This window comes from Myroides profundi, assembly GCF_000833025.1.
Classification (GTDB): Bacteria; Bacteroidota; Bacteroidia; order Flavobacteriales; family Flavobacteriaceae; genus Flavobacterium; species Flavobacterium profundi_A.
In genome coordinates, this window is sequence record NZ_CP010817.1 from 1,564,037 (window position 1) to 1,580,517 (window position 16,481).

Annotated in this window: 11 protein-coding genes; 9 read left to right on the forward strand and 2 right to left on the reverse strand. The window is 34.0% G+C overall.

Features of this window, described 5'->3' with window-relative positions; all coding sequences use genetic code 11:
* The first annotated feature begins 67 nt into the window (after positions 1 to 67).
* The 6 genes from MPR_RS06900 to MPR_RS06925 all read left to right on the forward strand — a co-directional run bounded on the left by MPR_RS06900 (position 68) and on the right by MPR_RS06925 (position 9,577).
* A complete protein-coding gene (locus tag MPR_RS06900) occupies positions 68 to 4,534 on the forward strand; it encodes a translocation/assembly module TamB domain-containing protein (RefSeq protein ID WP_235280622.1) in 4,467 nt (1,488 codons plus the stop codon).
* A 71-nt stretch (positions 4,535 to 4,605) separates the two neighbouring features.
* The gene (gene pfkA, locus MPR_RS06905; RefSeq protein WP_006259209.1) at positions 4,606 to 5,592 is read left to right on the forward strand and encodes a 6-phosphofructokinase; all 987 of its coding nucleotides are present in this window, start codon (positions 4,606 to 4,608) and stop codon (positions 5,590 to 5,592) included.
* Positions 5,593 to 5,618: 26 nt separating this feature from the next.
* Positions 5,619 to 6,620 carry a type I glyceraldehyde-3-phosphate dehydrogenase gene (gene gap, locus MPR_RS06910; protein ID WP_041890678.1) on the forward strand — a complete coding sequence of 334 codons (1,002 nt, stop codon included), beginning with the start codon at positions 5,619 to 5,621 and terminating at the stop codon, positions 6,618 to 6,620.
* Positions 6,621 to 6,633: 13 nt separating this feature from the next.
* A complete protein-coding gene (locus MPR_RS06915) occupies positions 6,634 to 7,479 on the forward strand; it encodes a BadF/BadG/BcrA/BcrD ATPase family protein (protein WP_041890687.1) in 846 nt (281 codons plus the stop codon).
* Positions 7,480 to 7,487: 8 nt separating this feature from the next.
* Entirely contained in the window at positions 7,488 to 7,862 is a 375-nt protein-coding gene (locus MPR_RS06920) for a methylglyoxal synthase (protein WP_041890690.1), read from the forward strand.
* A gap of 659 nt (positions 7,863 to 8,521) precedes the next feature.
* Positions 8,522 to 9,577 carry a linear amide C-N hydrolase gene (locus tag MPR_RS06925; protein WP_041890693.1) on the forward strand — a complete coding sequence of 352 codons (1,056 nt, stop codon included), beginning with the start codon at positions 8,522 to 8,524 and terminating at the stop codon, positions 9,575 to 9,577.
* Positions 9,578 to 9,652: 75 nt separating this feature from the next.
* Here MPR_RS06925 and MPR_RS06930 read toward each other — a convergent pair whose 3' ends face one another.
* Both MPR_RS06930 and MPR_RS06935 read right to left on the reverse strand, forming a co-directional pair.
* The gene (locus tag MPR_RS06930) at positions 9,653 to 10,033 is read right to left on the reverse strand and encodes a RidA family protein (RefSeq protein ID WP_016649569.1); all 381 of its coding nucleotides are present in this window, start codon (positions 10,031 to 10,033) and stop codon (positions 9,653 to 9,655) included.
* Positions 10,034 to 10,093: 60 nt separating this feature from the next.
* Entirely contained in the window at positions 10,094 to 12,793 is a 2,700-nt protein-coding gene (locus tag MPR_RS06935) for a putative LPS assembly protein LptD (protein WP_041890697.1), read from the reverse strand.
* Positions 12,794 to 12,914: 121 nt separating this feature from the next.
* Between MPR_RS06935 and MPR_RS06940 the strand changes: the two genes are divergently transcribed.
* The 3 genes from MPR_RS06940 to MPR_RS06950 all read left to right on the forward strand — a co-directional run bounded on the left by MPR_RS06940 (position 12,915) and on the right by MPR_RS06950 (position 16,472).
* The gene (locus MPR_RS06940) at positions 12,915 to 14,060 is read left to right on the forward strand and encodes an N-acetylmuramoyl-L-alanine amidase family protein (RefSeq protein WP_041890700.1); all 1,146 of its coding nucleotides are present in this window, start codon (positions 12,915 to 12,917) and stop codon (positions 14,058 to 14,060) included.
* A gap of 56 nt (positions 14,061 to 14,116) precedes the next feature.
* Complete coding sequence (locus MPR_RS06945; protein ID WP_041890703.1) at positions 14,117 to 15,082, forward strand: MlaD family protein; 966 nt, start codon at positions 14,117 to 14,119, stop codon at positions 15,080 to 15,082.
* A 64-nt stretch (positions 15,083 to 15,146) separates the two neighbouring features.
* Positions 15,147 to 16,472, forward strand: coding sequence for a 4Fe-4S dicluster domain-containing protein (locus MPR_RS06950; protein WP_041890706.1), 1,326 nt, complete (start codon positions 15,147 to 15,149; stop codon positions 16,470 to 16,472).
* Positions 16,473 to 16,481 lie beyond the last annotated feature (9 nt).

Below are 16,481 nucleotides of genomic sequence, written 5' to 3' on the forward strand. Positions count from 1 at the left end.
AGATTGGGGCAAATTTAAAACATTAATAGTTATCAAAAAATTTAATAAAATACTTTTTCGCCTATTATTGGCTGTCTTTAGCTTGGTTGTGATCATTGCAGGGGCACTGTCTTTGCCTGTGGTTCAAACCTTTCTGGCTCAGCAAGCTATGGAGAAGATTAATAGCCAGTTTGGTACTAAGTTAGAGATAGAAAGACTAGCAATCAGTGTGTTTGGTCGAGTTACATTAAAAGAGGTTACTGCAAAGGATAATCACGATACTAATTTTATAGAAATAAAAGCCTTTACAACGAGTATTTCAGATTTTAATGAACTTATCCAAGGGAGATTATATTTTGGTAAAACTAAGGTAGATGGACTGTATTTAAGAATACATAAATACAAAGGTGAAGAGTTTACAACCTTAGATCAGTTGATTAATGCATTTGATGATGGAAAAGAGGGGGAAGGTAAGTTTAGACTAAAATCTTCTCATCTAACAATTAAAAATACTCATTTGATTATTTCTGACGATGAAGCAGAAACACCAGTAGCTATAGATTTTAAAAATATTAATGGGGAAGTAGAAGACTTCTTTATTAAAGGGCCTGATATTTATGCTAATGTTTTGAAATCTAGTTTTGAGGATAACTGGGGTATGGGTGTGACAAATCTATCAGGTAATTTTACTCATACTAAAACTAGTATCTCTATGGAGAAACTAGATTTACAAACGAAAAAGTCGGCTATAGAAGGAGACCTTAAGTTCACCTATGCCTTAGGTGATATGAAGTACTTCGTAGATAAGGTGAATTGGGATTTTGAGATTAGAAAAGCAGTATTGAATTCCTCAGACTTAAATGCCTTTACAGGAATTTTCGCAGAAAATAAGATGGTGTATGTAACAGGACATATTAATGGTGTGATGAACGATTTTACAATGAAAAATGTAAATCTAGTAGATGACAATATGTCTAATGTGAGAGGATTATTTAGTTTTAGAAATGTATTCGATAAAGTAAAACCGTTCTGGATGAACGCTAATGTGGATCGATTATTTATTACTCGTGATCACATTGTAGGGTTAATGCCTGAGTTATTGCATGAACTACTGCCTACAGAATTAACTAATCTTGGACAAGTAGATATTAAAGGAGATATCGAAATGACTAAGCGTACGTTAAAGACGGATATAGAGTTATTAACTTCTATCGGAAAAGGAAAAGCAGTTATAGATATCGAAAATCTTGATAATCCTAATCTAGCTGCTTATAAAGGGGATATTGTCCTAGAGAAGTTTGACTTAGGAGAATTTATTAAAAATAAAAACTTTGGATTAACTTCTGTTGACTTAGAGGTTGATGGAGTTGGATTTAATCAAAAGTCACTGAATACAAGTATTAAGGGAGATGTGTTCTCTTTTGACTTTGCTAAGTATAAGTATACAAATATCGCAGTAGATGGATTGTTAAAGATGCCTTATTACCGCGGTTTAGTACATAGTCAAGATCCTAATTTGCAGTTAGACTTTAATGGGATGATAGATTTGAGTTCAGAAGTTAAGAACTACGATTTTATTGCAGATGTTGACTACGCAGATTTATATGCATTACATTTAGTAAATGATACACTTTCTAAGTTTAAAGGGCAGTTTGAATTTAAAGCTTCAGGTAATACTCTTGATGATTTAGCAGGTACATTTACAATGCGTAATACTACTTATATCAATAGTAAAGATGAGTATGTATTCGGTCATTTTACATTAAATTCGGAATTTAATCCAGAGAATGAGCGCCTTATTTCTTTTGTGTCACAGGAGGCAATAGAGGGGTATATTAAAGGAAAGTTCTTGTTTAAGGATTTAAGAGCTTTGTTTACTAATGCACTAGGAAGTTTGTATACAAACTATTCTCCTTATAAAATAAAAGAAGATCAATATCTCGATTTTGATATTACAGTACACAATAGGCTGATCGAAGTATTCTTGCCACAATTGACTTTAAGTGCCTCAACTCATGTAGAAGGAAGCATTGATAATGATAACAATATTTTTAAACTAAACTTCTCTTCGCCAAGTATCGGTATTGAAGATTTTAATTTTTATAATGTATTGTTAGATGTAAATAATTCTAACCCATTATATAATACTTATGTTTCACTAGATAGTATGAAATCTAAGTTTTATCGTATCACAGATTTTAATTTATTAAACTTGACTCATAATGATACATTATTTGTTCGTTCTGAGTTTAAAGGAGGAACGCATGGTAAGGATAAGTTTAATTTGAACTTGTACCATACTATTAATGAAGAAAACCTATCTGTAGTAGGGTTTAAGAAGTCAGACATCTTCTTAAAAGATTTCTTGTGGAGTATTAACGAAAGTGATAATAAGAAGAATAAAGTTATTTTTAATAAGAAGTTAGAGGACTTCACTATTGATGATTTATCATTATCACATAATGGACAAGAGGTTAATCTGACAGGTGCAGTAAGAGACTCAACTTATAAACACTTTGATTTAGAATTTAAACAAGTAGACTTAGCTAAGTTTGCTCCTGATATATCTAATCTGGAGTTCGCTGGTAATATAGATGGTGATTTACATTTTTCACAGGTTAAAGATGTGTTTCAACCTAAAGTAAATATCAATATAGACGAACTAGCAGTCAATAAGGTTAGGTTGGGAGATTTAGCTTTTCATGTTGACGGAGATGAGCGTTTAAAGAACTTTAAAGTTCAGTCTAGCATTGTGGATAATGAGAAAGAAAAGTTCTATTTAAATGGTGATTTAGCTATTGTCAATAAACAGATGCAATTAAATCTAGAATCAGGATTTAAAGATTTCTCTGTTAAACCTATTGAACCTTTACTTAAAACAATTGTTTCTGATGTAAGAGGAACTGCATCAGGAAAAATTAATATTCAGGGTACAGCTAAGAAACCAGAGGTCAACGGACGATTACACCTAAATAAGGCAGGTATGAAGTCTAAGTTCACTGGGGTAGATTATAATTTTGAAGAAGATGCTGCTTTAGATTTAACAGAGCGTCAGTTTATATTGCGTAAAGTGCGTATTATAGATTCAAAGCATAAAACTGAAGGAATTATAGACGGAGATATTTCTCATAAGGCGTTTAATGATTGGGCATTAAATTTAGTGCTTTCTTCTCCTAATTTATTAGCCTTAGATACTAAATTCGAAGAGGGAAGTATCTATTATGGTAAAGCCTTTATCAATGGAATGGCTAAGTTAAGTGGGCCAGTAGAGATGTTGGCTATTAATATTAATGCGACATCTAATAAAGGAACATCTATTAAAATTCCGTTGAAAGAAGCACAAGGTACCGGGGAGAATAACTTTATACACTTCTTATCTCCTCAAGAAAAGGCATTGCGTCTTAAAGGAAAAGAGTACGATATGTATAGATATCGAAACAGTGGTATAGAGCTTGACTTTGAGTTTGTATTAACTCCTGATGCAGAGATTGAAATTATATTAGACCGTGAGTCAGGACATGCTATGCGAGGTAGAGGAGCAGGATTTATCACGATGGAGATAAATACCTTAGGTAAGTTCAATATGTGGGGGGATTTCCAGGCGTATGAAGGAGAGTATAACTTCCGATATGGTGGATTGATTGATAAGAAATTTGTTGTGAAGAAATATGGTACCATTCGTTGGGATGGAGATCCTATGAATGCCATGTTAGACTTACAAGCAATTTATCATACAGATGCAAATCCAAGTGTAATTATAGATAACTCTATTATCAATAGAAAAGTACCTACGGATGTAGCTATTGTCTTAAATGGTAGTTTAAGTAATCCTGAGGTAGACTTTGAGATCAACTTCCCAACAGTGAGTTCTGTAGTGAAGTCAGAGTTAGATTATAGATTGAGCGAACGTGATATGCGTGAGCGTCAAGCGATGGCTCTGTTAGCTACAGGAGCATTCTTCTCTTCTGATAACTCTTCGTCTACATTAGCAGGAAGTTTATTTGAACGCGCTAGTAGTATTTTTGATGAGATATTTTCGGATGAGGACGATAAGTTTAAAGTAGGGTTAAACTATGCACAAGGAGAACGAAATCCTTATACACAAACGGAAGGACGTGTAGGGGTGACCTTCTCGACTAAAGTTAATGATCGTATTTCTGTCAATGGTAAATTGGGTGTGCCTGTAGGAGGAGTAGAGCAATCTGTGATCGTGGGAGATGTAGAGGTGATGTTACGCCTTAATGAAGAAGGGTCTTTAAGTGCAAGAGTATTTAATCGCGAAAATGATATTAACTATATCGGTGAAGGGATTGGATATACGCAAGGTGTAGGGTTATCTTATGAAGTAGATTTTGATACTTTTAAAGAATTGATCTCAAAAATCTTAAATAGAGCTAAAACAAGAGAAAAAGACCAAAGTAAGAATAAAAAGCAAGATACTAATCGATCAGAAGAGTTGCCAGACTCTGATTTTAATAGGGATTTTATCAAGTTTTATGAGAATAGAAGGAAGTCATCTACAGCTCCGTCAGACACTTATAATTTAACAAAATAGAGGTAGAATAAGGGGCTTCTATTTTTGTTAAAATGGTCTATTATTCGTAAATTTACTCAAAACGATAAAATATGAGTAAGGCGATTAAAAAGATCGGTGTCTTAACTTCTGGAGGAGATGCTCCAGGGATGAACGCAGCAATTAGGGCAATTGTTCGTACTTGTTCTTTTCACGATGTAATGTGTGTAGGAATATTTAGAGGATTTCAAGGATTAGTTGAAGGTGATTTTGAAGTATTGGGGCCTCGTGATGTAAATTACATTATTAATAAAGGAGGTACTATCCTTAAAACAGCTCGAAGCGTAGCTTTCCGTTCTGAGGAAGGTCGTAAAACAGCTTATGAGAACTTAAAGAATGCAGGTATTGATGCATTAATTGTTATTGGTGGAGACGGAAGTTTTACTGGTGCTATGATATTGAGCAAGGAGTATGACATTCCAGTAATGGGAATTCCAGGTACTATTGATAATGATATACACGGTACAAGTCATACTATCGGATTTGACACTGCCTTAAATACAGTAGTAGATGCTGTAGATAAAATTAGAGATACTGCCAGCTCACATAAACGTTTATTCTTTGTTGAAGTTATGGGTAGAGATGCAGGTCATATCGCACTGAATGCAGGTATTGGAGCTGGAGCAGAAGAGATTCTTATTCCAGAAGAGAATATGGGTATGGAGCGTCTATTAGAGTCTCTAAAGAAAAGTAAAAAATCAGGAAAATCATCTAGTATAGTTATCGTAGCAGAAGGTGAGAAATTAGGTAAAAACGTATTTGAAATAGGAGAATACGTAGAAACTAATTTACCAGAATACGAGGTACGTGTGTCTGTATTAGGACATATGCAAAGAGGAGGAGCACCATCTTGCTTCGACCGTGTATTAGCAAGTAGATTGAGTGTGAAAGCGGTTGAAACGTTATTAGCAGGAGAACGCAACTATATGGTTGGTTTAATTAATGATCAAGTAGCGCTTACACCATTAGAACAAGCAGTAAAAGGTCATTCTCCAATAGATCAGGAACTACTTAGAGTATCTGATATCATCACAATTTAAAAGAAATAATAAAACGAAATAGAATTATGAAAACAAGAATTGGTATTAACGGTTTTGGACGTATTGGACGTTTAATGTTAAGAGAAGCTGTAAAGAATCCTAATGTTGAGATAGTAGCAGTTAATGATTTAATGGCGGTAGAGCACTTAGCTTATTTAATTAAGTTTGACTCTGTTCACGGTCGTTTTGATGGAACTGTAGAAGTAAAAGATGGTCATTTAGTAGTAAATGGACAAACAATCCGTGTAACAGCAGAGAAAGATCCTTCTTTATTAAAATGGGATGAAGTAAAAGTAGATGTAGTAGCTGACTGTACAGGTATCTTTAAAGAATTAGATAGCGCGCAAAAACATATCGATGCAGGAGCTAAGAAAGTATTAATCTCTGCTCCATCAGGAACTGCTCCAATGTATGTTATGGGAGTGAATGAGAAAGACATGAAAGCTACAGATACAATCGTTTCTAATGCTTCTTGTACTACTAACTGTTTAGCGCCATTAGCTAAAGTTATTAATGACAATTTTGGTATTGTAGAAGCTTTAATGACTACAGTACACGCTGTAACAGCTACACAGTTTACAGTAGATGGGCCTTCTAAGAAAGACTTTAGAGGTGGACGTTCTGCTATGAATAATATTATTCCTGCTTCTACAGGTGCTGCTAAAGCTGTAGGTAAAGTTATTCCAGAATTAAAAGGAAAACTTACAGGTATGTCTATGCGTGTTCCTACTGCTGACGTATCAGCTGTAGATTTAACAGTTAAAGTAGCTAAAGAAACATCTTATGAAGAAGTGTTAGCTGTATTGAAGAAAGCAAGTGAGAACGAACTAAAAGGGGTGATGGCTTATACAGAAGAGGATGTAGTGTCTCAAGATTTTGTATCTGATACACATACTTGTATTGTAGATGCTAAAGCAGGTATCGGATTAAACAGTACTTTCTTTAAGATTGTAGCTTGGTATGATAACGAGTATGGTTATTCTGCTAAGATGGTTGATATGGCTATCTTAATGAATAATTTAAAATAATTAAATAGTTTAAATGAAAATAATCGTCGATAGTGGTTCCACTAAGGCTGATTGGATTTTCTTTGACCAGAATAATAATGTTATAACTTCGGTGACTAGTTTAGGACTAAATCCCGAAGTTATTACTTTAGATGAGTTCTTTACCCGCGTTAATACAGTGCCTGATATCTGTAAGAATAAAGACGAGGTTAAGGAACTTTATTTTTATGGTTCAGGGTGTGGGTCTGATCGTACAAAAAATATCGTTAAAAGATTTGCTGAAGATTACTTTGCGAATTGTAAAAACATTAATGTCCACGAAGATACTTATGCTGCTATTTACGCGACTGTAGGAAAAGGAGAGGAAGGAATAGTTTGTATTAATGGTACAGGATCTAATGTCTCTTATTTTGATGGAAATAAAGTATATCAGAGAATAGAGTCCTTAGGTTTTATGGCTATGGATGATTGTAGTGGAAGTGCACTCGGTAGATTGATAATCAAGAGTTTCTTTTTAAAAATGATGCCTAAAGAATTAGCAGATTTATTTAAAAGTAAATACGATGTAGATGCTGATGTAGTGAAGTACAATTTTTATAAGAAAGAAAACCCTAATGCTTATATGGCTTCCTTTTTGCCATTTTTAATAGAGCATAAGGATAAAACTTTTTTTAAAGATATGATCAAAGAACAAATTACTTTCTTTATAAATCATTATATCAAGAATAATCCTGAGTATAGCACAGTGCCAGTTCATTTTGTTGGTTCTGTAGCTTATTTTTTACAAGACGAGTTTAGAGAGCTATTAGCAGATCATAATATTCAAGTAGGGAAAATAATTCAAAAACCATTAGACGGATTAATCGAATATCATAAATAGTAAGGAGTATGGAAATAGCAATTGTAGCACACGATGCTAAGAAGAAAGAAATGTTAGAGTTTATCAAAAAAAACAGAGAAATTCTATCAAGTGAAGGAATATCATTGATTGGTACAGGGACTACAGGAAGTATGGCTGAGGATGCAGGTTTTAAAGTGAAGCGTATGCTATCAGGACCACTAGGAGGGGATGCTCAGATTGCTGCAAGAGTTGCGGAAGGAAAGACTTCAATGGTTTTATTCTTTAAAGACCCTCTAGGAAAACACCCACATGAGCCAGACATTAATATGTTGTTACGAGTATGTGATGTACACAATGTACCTTTGGCAACAAATGAAGCTTCAGCTCAATTGTTGTTAAACGCTATAAGTACAATAAAATAAGGAACTTCTAGAAAAAACTAGACGAATATAGAAGGAATAGGCGCATAAGTATTATGTGCCTTTTTTTGTTGGTAAAAACTTGCGTACCTGTGACAATTACTTTTTCGCAATTACAGATGGATAAAAATTTTTAAATAGCTCATTTACAGAATTGATAGCAAGAACTCTGTTTCTTCTCAGCATTAATTGAGATGCTAAAGATGGTTTTGTATTGACTTGCTAGGGGATTGCTTGCGGGTTTCTTGCACATTTCTTCGAGAAAGAGAGCTTCTGGGCAAGGAAAGTCCTAGAAAACCCCTAGTAATCCCCTAGAAAGTGCAAGCTGAACGTTGATATTATTCTTAAATAATAAAGTCATAATTCGTGTTTTAGTTTAATAAATGTAATAACAGATACATGTATCGTTTGAATCTAAGATTTGTTAAAGAGTGAATTAAATAAAATTAGAATACTCTCGTATGTATTAGATTATAAAGAGTACTCTAGAGATAAATAGGCATGGTGTTTGGGATAGTCTAGTATGTTTTTTAATTACATAGCTGTTATTTTAAAAGGACTAATTTTTTTAAGAAGCAAAATAAAAGATGTTATATTTTGTTTAATTGCTTTCGAGTAATTAATTAAATAGCTAATTTAGTAGAAATCAAACTTGTCATATTATGAAAAAAATAAAAAGAGTGTTTACAGGTGCTTTGGTTTTAGGAGCATTTGTCTTTGGTTTGTCTGAAGCGGAAGCTTGTACAAGAGTTGTTTATAAAGGACCTAATAATACAGTTATTACAGGGCGCTCAATGGATTGGAAAGAAGAAATTATGCCTAATATTTGGGTATTTCCAAGAGGAATGGAACGCAATGGAGAAGTAGGGAAGGCTTCTGTAAAATGGAAGTCTAAGTATGGAAGTGTTGTTACTTCTGCTTTTGATATCGCTACTACAGATGGTATGAACGAGAAAGGGCTTGTGGCTAATATCTTATGGTTAGTAGAGTCTAAATATCCTGAGTATAATCCTGATGGAAAAGATAAGGGGATTAGCTTAGCAGCTTGGGCACAATATGTTTTAGATAATTATGCAAGTGTTGATGAAGCAGTTAAGGATCTGCAAAAGAATCCTATTATCGTAGTAACTGCTAATACGCCAGGACGTACTTCTTTAGCTACTGTTCACTTAACAATTTCTGATGCGCAAGGTGATAATGCTATTTTTGAATTTATTGATGGTAAACTGAAGATATATCATGATCCTTCATATACTGTGGTGACTAATTCTCCTACTTATGATAAGCAATTAGCGATTAGAGATTATTGGAATTATTTGCCAGGAAATAAAGTGTTGCCTGGTACAGGTAGATCTGAAGATCGTTTTGCACGTGCTTCATACTATGCAACTGCGGTAGAACAAAGTGCTGATGAGCGCGTTTCTGTAGGTGCTGTATTTAGTATTGTACGTAATGTATCTGTGCCTTATGGAGTGCATATAGATGGAGAACCTAATTTATCTTCTACTAAGTGGAGAACGGTTTCTGATCAGAAGAATTTAGTGTATTATTATGAAGATCCGATTGCGTTAACACCAATATGGCTTGATTTAAAAACAATTGATTTTAGTGAAAAGGCTGGAGTTAGAAAGTTAGATGTTTCTAAGAAACAGCAGTACGCAGGTGTTGTAAATAGTAAATTAGAGAAAACTAAAGCTTTTCAGTTTTTAGGAATCTAGAAGTAAAAAATAAGACTACTAAAAAGGGGTGATTATTAATTAATAATCACCCCTTTTTAGTAGTGTACTTTCTGTTTATTTAGAAGCTATCATAGATATTTCTACATTTACATTTCTAGGTAACTTTACTACCTGAATACATTCTCTAGCAGGCGCTGTAGCGGCTGTAAAGAAGCTTCCGTATATCTCGTTTACTTTAGCGAAGTCATTCATATCTGTTAAGAAAATAGTTGCTTTAACAACGTTTTCGAATGTCATATTTGCTGCTTCTAGTATCGCTTGTAGATTAGCCATTACTTGTTTTGCTTCGTCTTCAATACCTGTTGTTACAAGCGTTTCTGTAGCTTGATTAAAAGGGATTTGACCTGAGATGAATAATAAGTCACCAGTCATTACTGAGTGATTGTATGGTCCGATTGGCGCAGGTGCCTTGTCTGAATTGATAATTTTCTTCATAAAGTATAGTTTTAAAAAAAGAGGAGGAGTAAAAATACGCCTCCTCTTTCTGAATTATTTTTATCTGTATATTTTGTCTGGAGCTTTACGTTTTTCCCACTTGATATCACTTAACATTGATGAGCGAATACCAATAAAGAATCCCCAACTAGTATAGGTTCCGATAGGTACCCAAGAGAAGTCCATTCTCCAACTCTTTAAGTCACGTTCAAACCTTAATTGAGTAAAAGTAACTCCTTTCTGAACAAAGTCATAACCTGTAGAGAAACCAACTTTCCAATTAGGTGTTACATCTAGATTTCCAGATACCATGACGGAGTTATTGACGATTTCGTTCTGCCTCGATGAGTTGTTATAAGTCATGGAGTAGGCAAAGGTTAAATCCCAAGGTAGTTTAGCATTAAAGAAACCACCAAAAGGTTTGTCTTCATCATCATCACTCAGTGTACTTCTTTTTTGATTACCTAACTCTACAGCTCTACCAAATAAATCATCAGCACGTCCACCATTGTCTAGAGAGTTTTGATTCTTTTTGTCTTCAGCATTACCGAACATAGCATCTTTACTAGATAGAGACCAGTTTACAGTCATATTAGCACTTGTCAGACGGAATAAACTTCCTCCATTGTTAATGTTGTAAGTATCTATACGTCTATTGTTATTGTCTAAAGCATAAGGGTCAAGTGTTGCTCCAAAGTTAATTTGCATTTTATCTTTAAATAGAGCTGTACCAGCACTTACACGTACAGGAGACCACTTCAGTGAGTCAGCAGACATATTATAACTCGTAGAGAAGTTTAAGCTGTTTAAAAGCATTACTTTTCTCGGTTCACCTTTTTCATTATCATCATCTCTAACTTTCGCTTCAAAAGTGTTGCTTAAGTTAAAGTTCATCATATTAGAGTTATATCTTCCAGGAGCTCCAAAAATACCATTTTGGAAACGAGTATAATCTTGGAATGTTTGTCCTGTAGCATCTATGGCGTAAGTGTCATAGTACTGTTCAAAACTAGGTGTGTAAGAATACCCAACGCTTGGACGCATTACATGACGTATAGCTTGGATTCTTTTGTCTTCTCCAAAGTTGAATGTACCATAAATAGTTGTTCCAATACTTGCATTAGCATTATACGTTCTAAAGCTGTCGAATCCATTTACTCTAATGTCATCAACCTTATTAGTCTGTGCGTTGTATTTTTTCTCTATGGTATTGAAGTACCAAACTTCATTATAAGAAGCACCTGCCGTTACAGAGAAGTGTTTGAATATTTTGAAGTTGGTTGCAATTGGAATACTGTGTTGGAACCCTGTGTTTAAACTGTCGAACATTTCTCTTTTAAAGAAGTAATCTTCGTGTGTTTTTACACGGTTTTCTCCACGTACAGAATACGAGAAGTTTAAGTTTTTAATAATACCTTTTTTAGAACCATATTTTGGAGCAAAAGGGAATACACGATCTACGTTTACTTGTAATGTAGGAAGAGTCATGTTAATCTCCTTTGTATTTGTTGATTGAGAGTGAGTAGCAGTAAGTGACATATTCACTTGTGGTACACTTTCGAAAGTACGTTGGTAACTAACAGATGAGCTCATGGTGTTATTCATAGAAGCTCCTACGTTATAGGTATTGTTTGATTGTCTGAAGTACTGGCTACTACCTAAGTTTACAGACGCAGAGAATCGTGAGTTAGGATTGGCTTTACCATCTTGACTGTGATTCCACTGAATATTGTATAACTTGCTAGATGCGTAATCTGGAAGTCCTTTTTCAGAGAAGATATTGTTTTCGTAACGGATTAAAACACGTCCGTTATATTTATAACGTTGAGCATAAGAACTGTTAAATCTCAATCCCCAGCTACCATTAGTATAGTAGTCTCCCAATACGTTTAAATCCATTTTATCACTTATCGCAAAGTAATAACCACCATTCTGAATATAGTATCCTTGTTGATTAGTATCACCAAAACTTGGGATGATAAATCCTGATTCAGCTTTTTCTGACATCGGGAAAAAGGCGAAAGGCAATCCTAGTGGTGTAGGTACATCAGCAATCACCATATTGGTAACTCCTGTAACTACTTTTTTGCCAGGTACTAACTTAACCTTATTGGTACGGAAGTAGTATTCAGGATCATCTAAATCTTTAGCAGTAGTAAAGATTACATCTTTCATGAAGTAAACAGAGTCATTCTCTTTTTTACTCACTTCTGCTTTAATTCTAAATTCACCTTGTGAAGTACGAGATTTAAAAACTAATGCTTTTTTTGTTTTTGTATTGAAGCGGATAGAATCTGGTTCTACGATCTGTGATCCTTGTTTAAAAACAGGGTATTGCGACATATTACCAACACTATCTTTAATACCTCCTGCATAGATTTCACTTTTTTCATAATTGAAAATGATCTTACCCGCAGTTAGTTCATAATCCTGATAGCGTATTTCAGCTTCATTATATAATGTAATTTCTTTTTTTGCTAAGTTTAGGGCTTCATAGTCTTTTGCTTTTCTATAAACCATTTCTTCAAGAAGAGGTTTATTAGCAGGAACTATGGTGTCTTTTTGTTTTTTAAGTGTATCCTGGATAGAGGGTACAGCAAGTTTGTCTATAGTATCTGAAGTGGTAACTATAGAATCTCTTTTTAGTGTAGTATTTACAGCTGTAAATTTCTTATTGTTGTCTTGTGCAATCCCTTTTTGTGTTAAAGTTGCTCCAAAAACCAATAAAATGAAAACGATATTAAAAATATTTGTTCGCAAACCTATATATATGCTATTTTTGTAAAATTAAGCGCGTTGTTTTTAACGTGTCAAACTTACATATATTTTTTTTGAAAATGTATTTTTATTTAAATTATAAAACGTTATAAATATCATTTATATGAATTACAGTCGTTCTAAACTGTTTGCCTTACTAGCCATTCTTTTCCTGAGTTTCTCTATACAAGCACAGAATGGGAAAAAATTTAAAGTTGTATTAGATCCTGGACATGGAGGAAAAGATACTGGTACTAACCATAAGAAGAATGTAGAAAAGGATATTGTATTAGCAGTAGCTTTAGAGGTAGGTAAGATATTAGAAAAACAATCTGATATAGAAGTGTTCTATACTCGTAAGACAGATGTGTTTGTACCTGTAAAGGAAAGATCAGTATTAGCTAATGATAATAATGGAAACGTATTTGTATCTATTCACTGTAATGGTGTGAATAGTGAGGCTGCTTCAGGGACAGAGACTTATGTGATGGGTCTTAGTAAGAATAAATCTAACCTAGATGTAGCTAAGACGGAGAACTCCGTGATTATGATGGAGGATGATTATAAGACAAAGTATGCAGGCTTTGACCCTTCTTCTCCAGAGTCTATTATTGGATTGACACTATTACAGGAAGATTATATTCATCAGAGTATTGATTTAGCAAGTAGAGTACAAGATGGTTTTACAAATGATCTGAAGAGAAAGAATAGAGGAGTAAAACAAGGTCCGTTCTGGGTATTACACGGAGCTTTTATGCCTAGTATATTGATAGAGTTAGGGTTTGTATCTAATACAGCTGAAGGAAACTATTTGACTTCAAGTAAAGGACAGAAAGAATTAGCACGTTCTATAGCACAAGGGATTATTGATTATAAAGCGGCTTATTATGGAGGTAGTAAAACTCTAGTATTAGCAGATTCTAATGATAAAGCAGCAGCTAAAGCTGATAATAGTAGAAAGACTACAACTAATGAGACAACTACTAATTCTCGAAAAGAAAGTAGTTCAAACACGAATAAAGTTGTTTTTAAAGTGCAAATTGCAGCAGGATCAAAAGTGTTAGCTTTAAAACCTGAGAATTTTAAAGGACTAAGAGGAGTGACGACAATGCGCGCAGGAAATCTTAGTAGATATTATTACGGGGAGACAAGTGACTATGAGACAGCGAAACAAAATCAGAAAGTAGCAAAGGATAAAGGACACAGTTCTGCATTTATTGTAGCATTCAAGGATGGTAAAGTGATTACAGTAGAGGAAGCATTAAAATAATATCAAGCGCTTTAGAAATAAAAGTTTATTTTTGCGTGTTATAAAAATGAAAAGTTTTGAAAATATCAAGAGAAATTAAAACAGCGATTTTAGTATTAGGAGCTATTGCTTTGTTCATTTGGGGTTACTCATTTTTAAAAGGGAGAAACATATTTGATAACAGTACTAGATTTTATGTAGAATACGATAATGTAGAAGGATTGACTACTTCTTCAACGGTTACCATTAATGGTTTAGTCGTAGGGAAAGTATCTAAGATTGATTTAGATAATACTTCAGGCAAATTAAAAGTTGAGTTATTAATGACTCAAAAAGTCAATATATCTAAGAATAGTGTAGCTAAGATTTACTCTCCTGGATTATTAGGAGGTAAAGGGATTATGATAGATCCTTTATTTGGAGATACAAATTATGCTGAATCTGGACAAGTGCTAAAAGGAGAGGTAGTTTTAGATATGACTGAGAAGTTGACAAAACAAATCGAACCTTTACAGTTAAAAATAGAAGAGGCTTTAGCTAACTTAAATACGATGTTAGCTTCTGTTAATAATATAATGGATGAAAATACTCAACAGAGTTTAAAAAGTGCAATGACTCAATTAGATGGTACTTTAGCAGGTGCTAATAAGTTGATGGCTACTACTAATCAGATGGTTGCAGCGACTCAGCCTAAGTTAGACGGTACATTGACTAACTTAAATACGATGAGTAGCAACTTCGCTTCAATTTCTACAGATTTAAAAGCTTTGGATATCAAATCTACTTTTACTAACTTAGATAACGCTACTGCAAGTATGGATAAAATCATGGGAGATATCCAAGGTGGTAAGGGATCAGTTGGTAAATTATTGAAAGACGAACAATTATATAGTAACTTAGAAGGAGCAAGTAAAGAATTAGAAGCTTTATTACGCGACTTAAAAGAACACCCAAAACGTTATGTACACTTCTCTTTATTTGGTAAGAAAGCGACACCTTATCAAGCGACAGAAGGAGAGAAAACTGCAGAGGTTAAGGAATAATAAACTAAACAACTAAACCAACTAACAAGAAAAACTAACAATTACTGAAACAATTATTACGACTATGGAGTATTTAGGCCAAGTATTATTTTTACTTCTTTTAGTTGTTGGGTTTGGATTCTTTATTAAAAATATAAAGAAGCTAGTCCGCAACATCAAAATAGGAAGAGATATCGATCGAACAGATAATCCTTCAGCACGTTGGAAAAACATGATCCGCGTAGCTTTAGGACAGTCTAAGATGGTAAAAAGACCTATCCCAGCTATCTTACATATTTTTGTATATGTAGGTTTTGTGATTATTAATATTGAGATGTTAGAAATCATCGTTGATGGTTTGTTTGGTACACATCGAGTGTTTAGCTTCTTAGGTGTAGGCTATGATGCATTAATTGGAATCTTTGAAGTATTAGCTTTCTTAGTTATCTTTGGAGTTATTGTATTCTGGATTCGTAGAAATGTAATAAAACTTAGACGTTTTAATCAACCAGAAATGGAAGGTTGGGCTAAGCGTGATGCGAATAATATTATCTACATTGAGACTGTGTTGATGTGTTTCTTTTTAATTATGAACGCTGCAGATTACTATCTTCAGAGTATCGGTTATACACATTATACAGCAGTAGGATCATTCCCTATTTCTAGTTTTATCAGTCCTATATTTGATGGAGTTAATCCTGCAACAGTTGCATTCATTGAGCGTTTTTGTTGGTGGGGACACATAGTAGGGGTGATGTTGTTTATGAATTATTTATATTATTCAAAACACTTACACATCTTCTTAGCATTCCCAAATACATATTATGCTAATTTACAACCTCAAGGAGAGTTTAATAACTTAGAGTCTGTTAAGAAAGAAGTTTCTTTAATGATGGATCCTAATGCAGATCCATACGCTGCTCCAGCAGAACCAGTGGGGGAACCAGAGAAATTCGGTGCTCAAGATGTAATGGATTTAAACTGGGTACAGTTATTAAATGCTTATTCTTGTACTGAGTGTGGGCGTTGTACATCTTCTTGTCCTCAAAATACGACAGGTAAAAAGCTATCTCCACGTAAGATTATGATGTCTACTCGTGACCGTTTAGAGGATGTAAGTAAGATATTAGATGCGAACAATGGTCAGTTTGTAGATGATGGTAAGACATTGTTAAACGACTATATCACACCAGAAGAATTATGGGCTTGTAATACATGTAATGCATGTGTAGAAGAATGTCCTATAGACATTAGTCCACTTTCTATCATTATGGATATGCGTCGTTTCCTAGTTATGGAACAAAGTGCCGCTCCTGTAGAGTTAAACAACATGATGCAAAATGTTGAGAATAATGCTGCTCCATGGCAATATAGCCAAATGGACAGATTAAACTGGAAAGACGAAAACTAAACATTAACT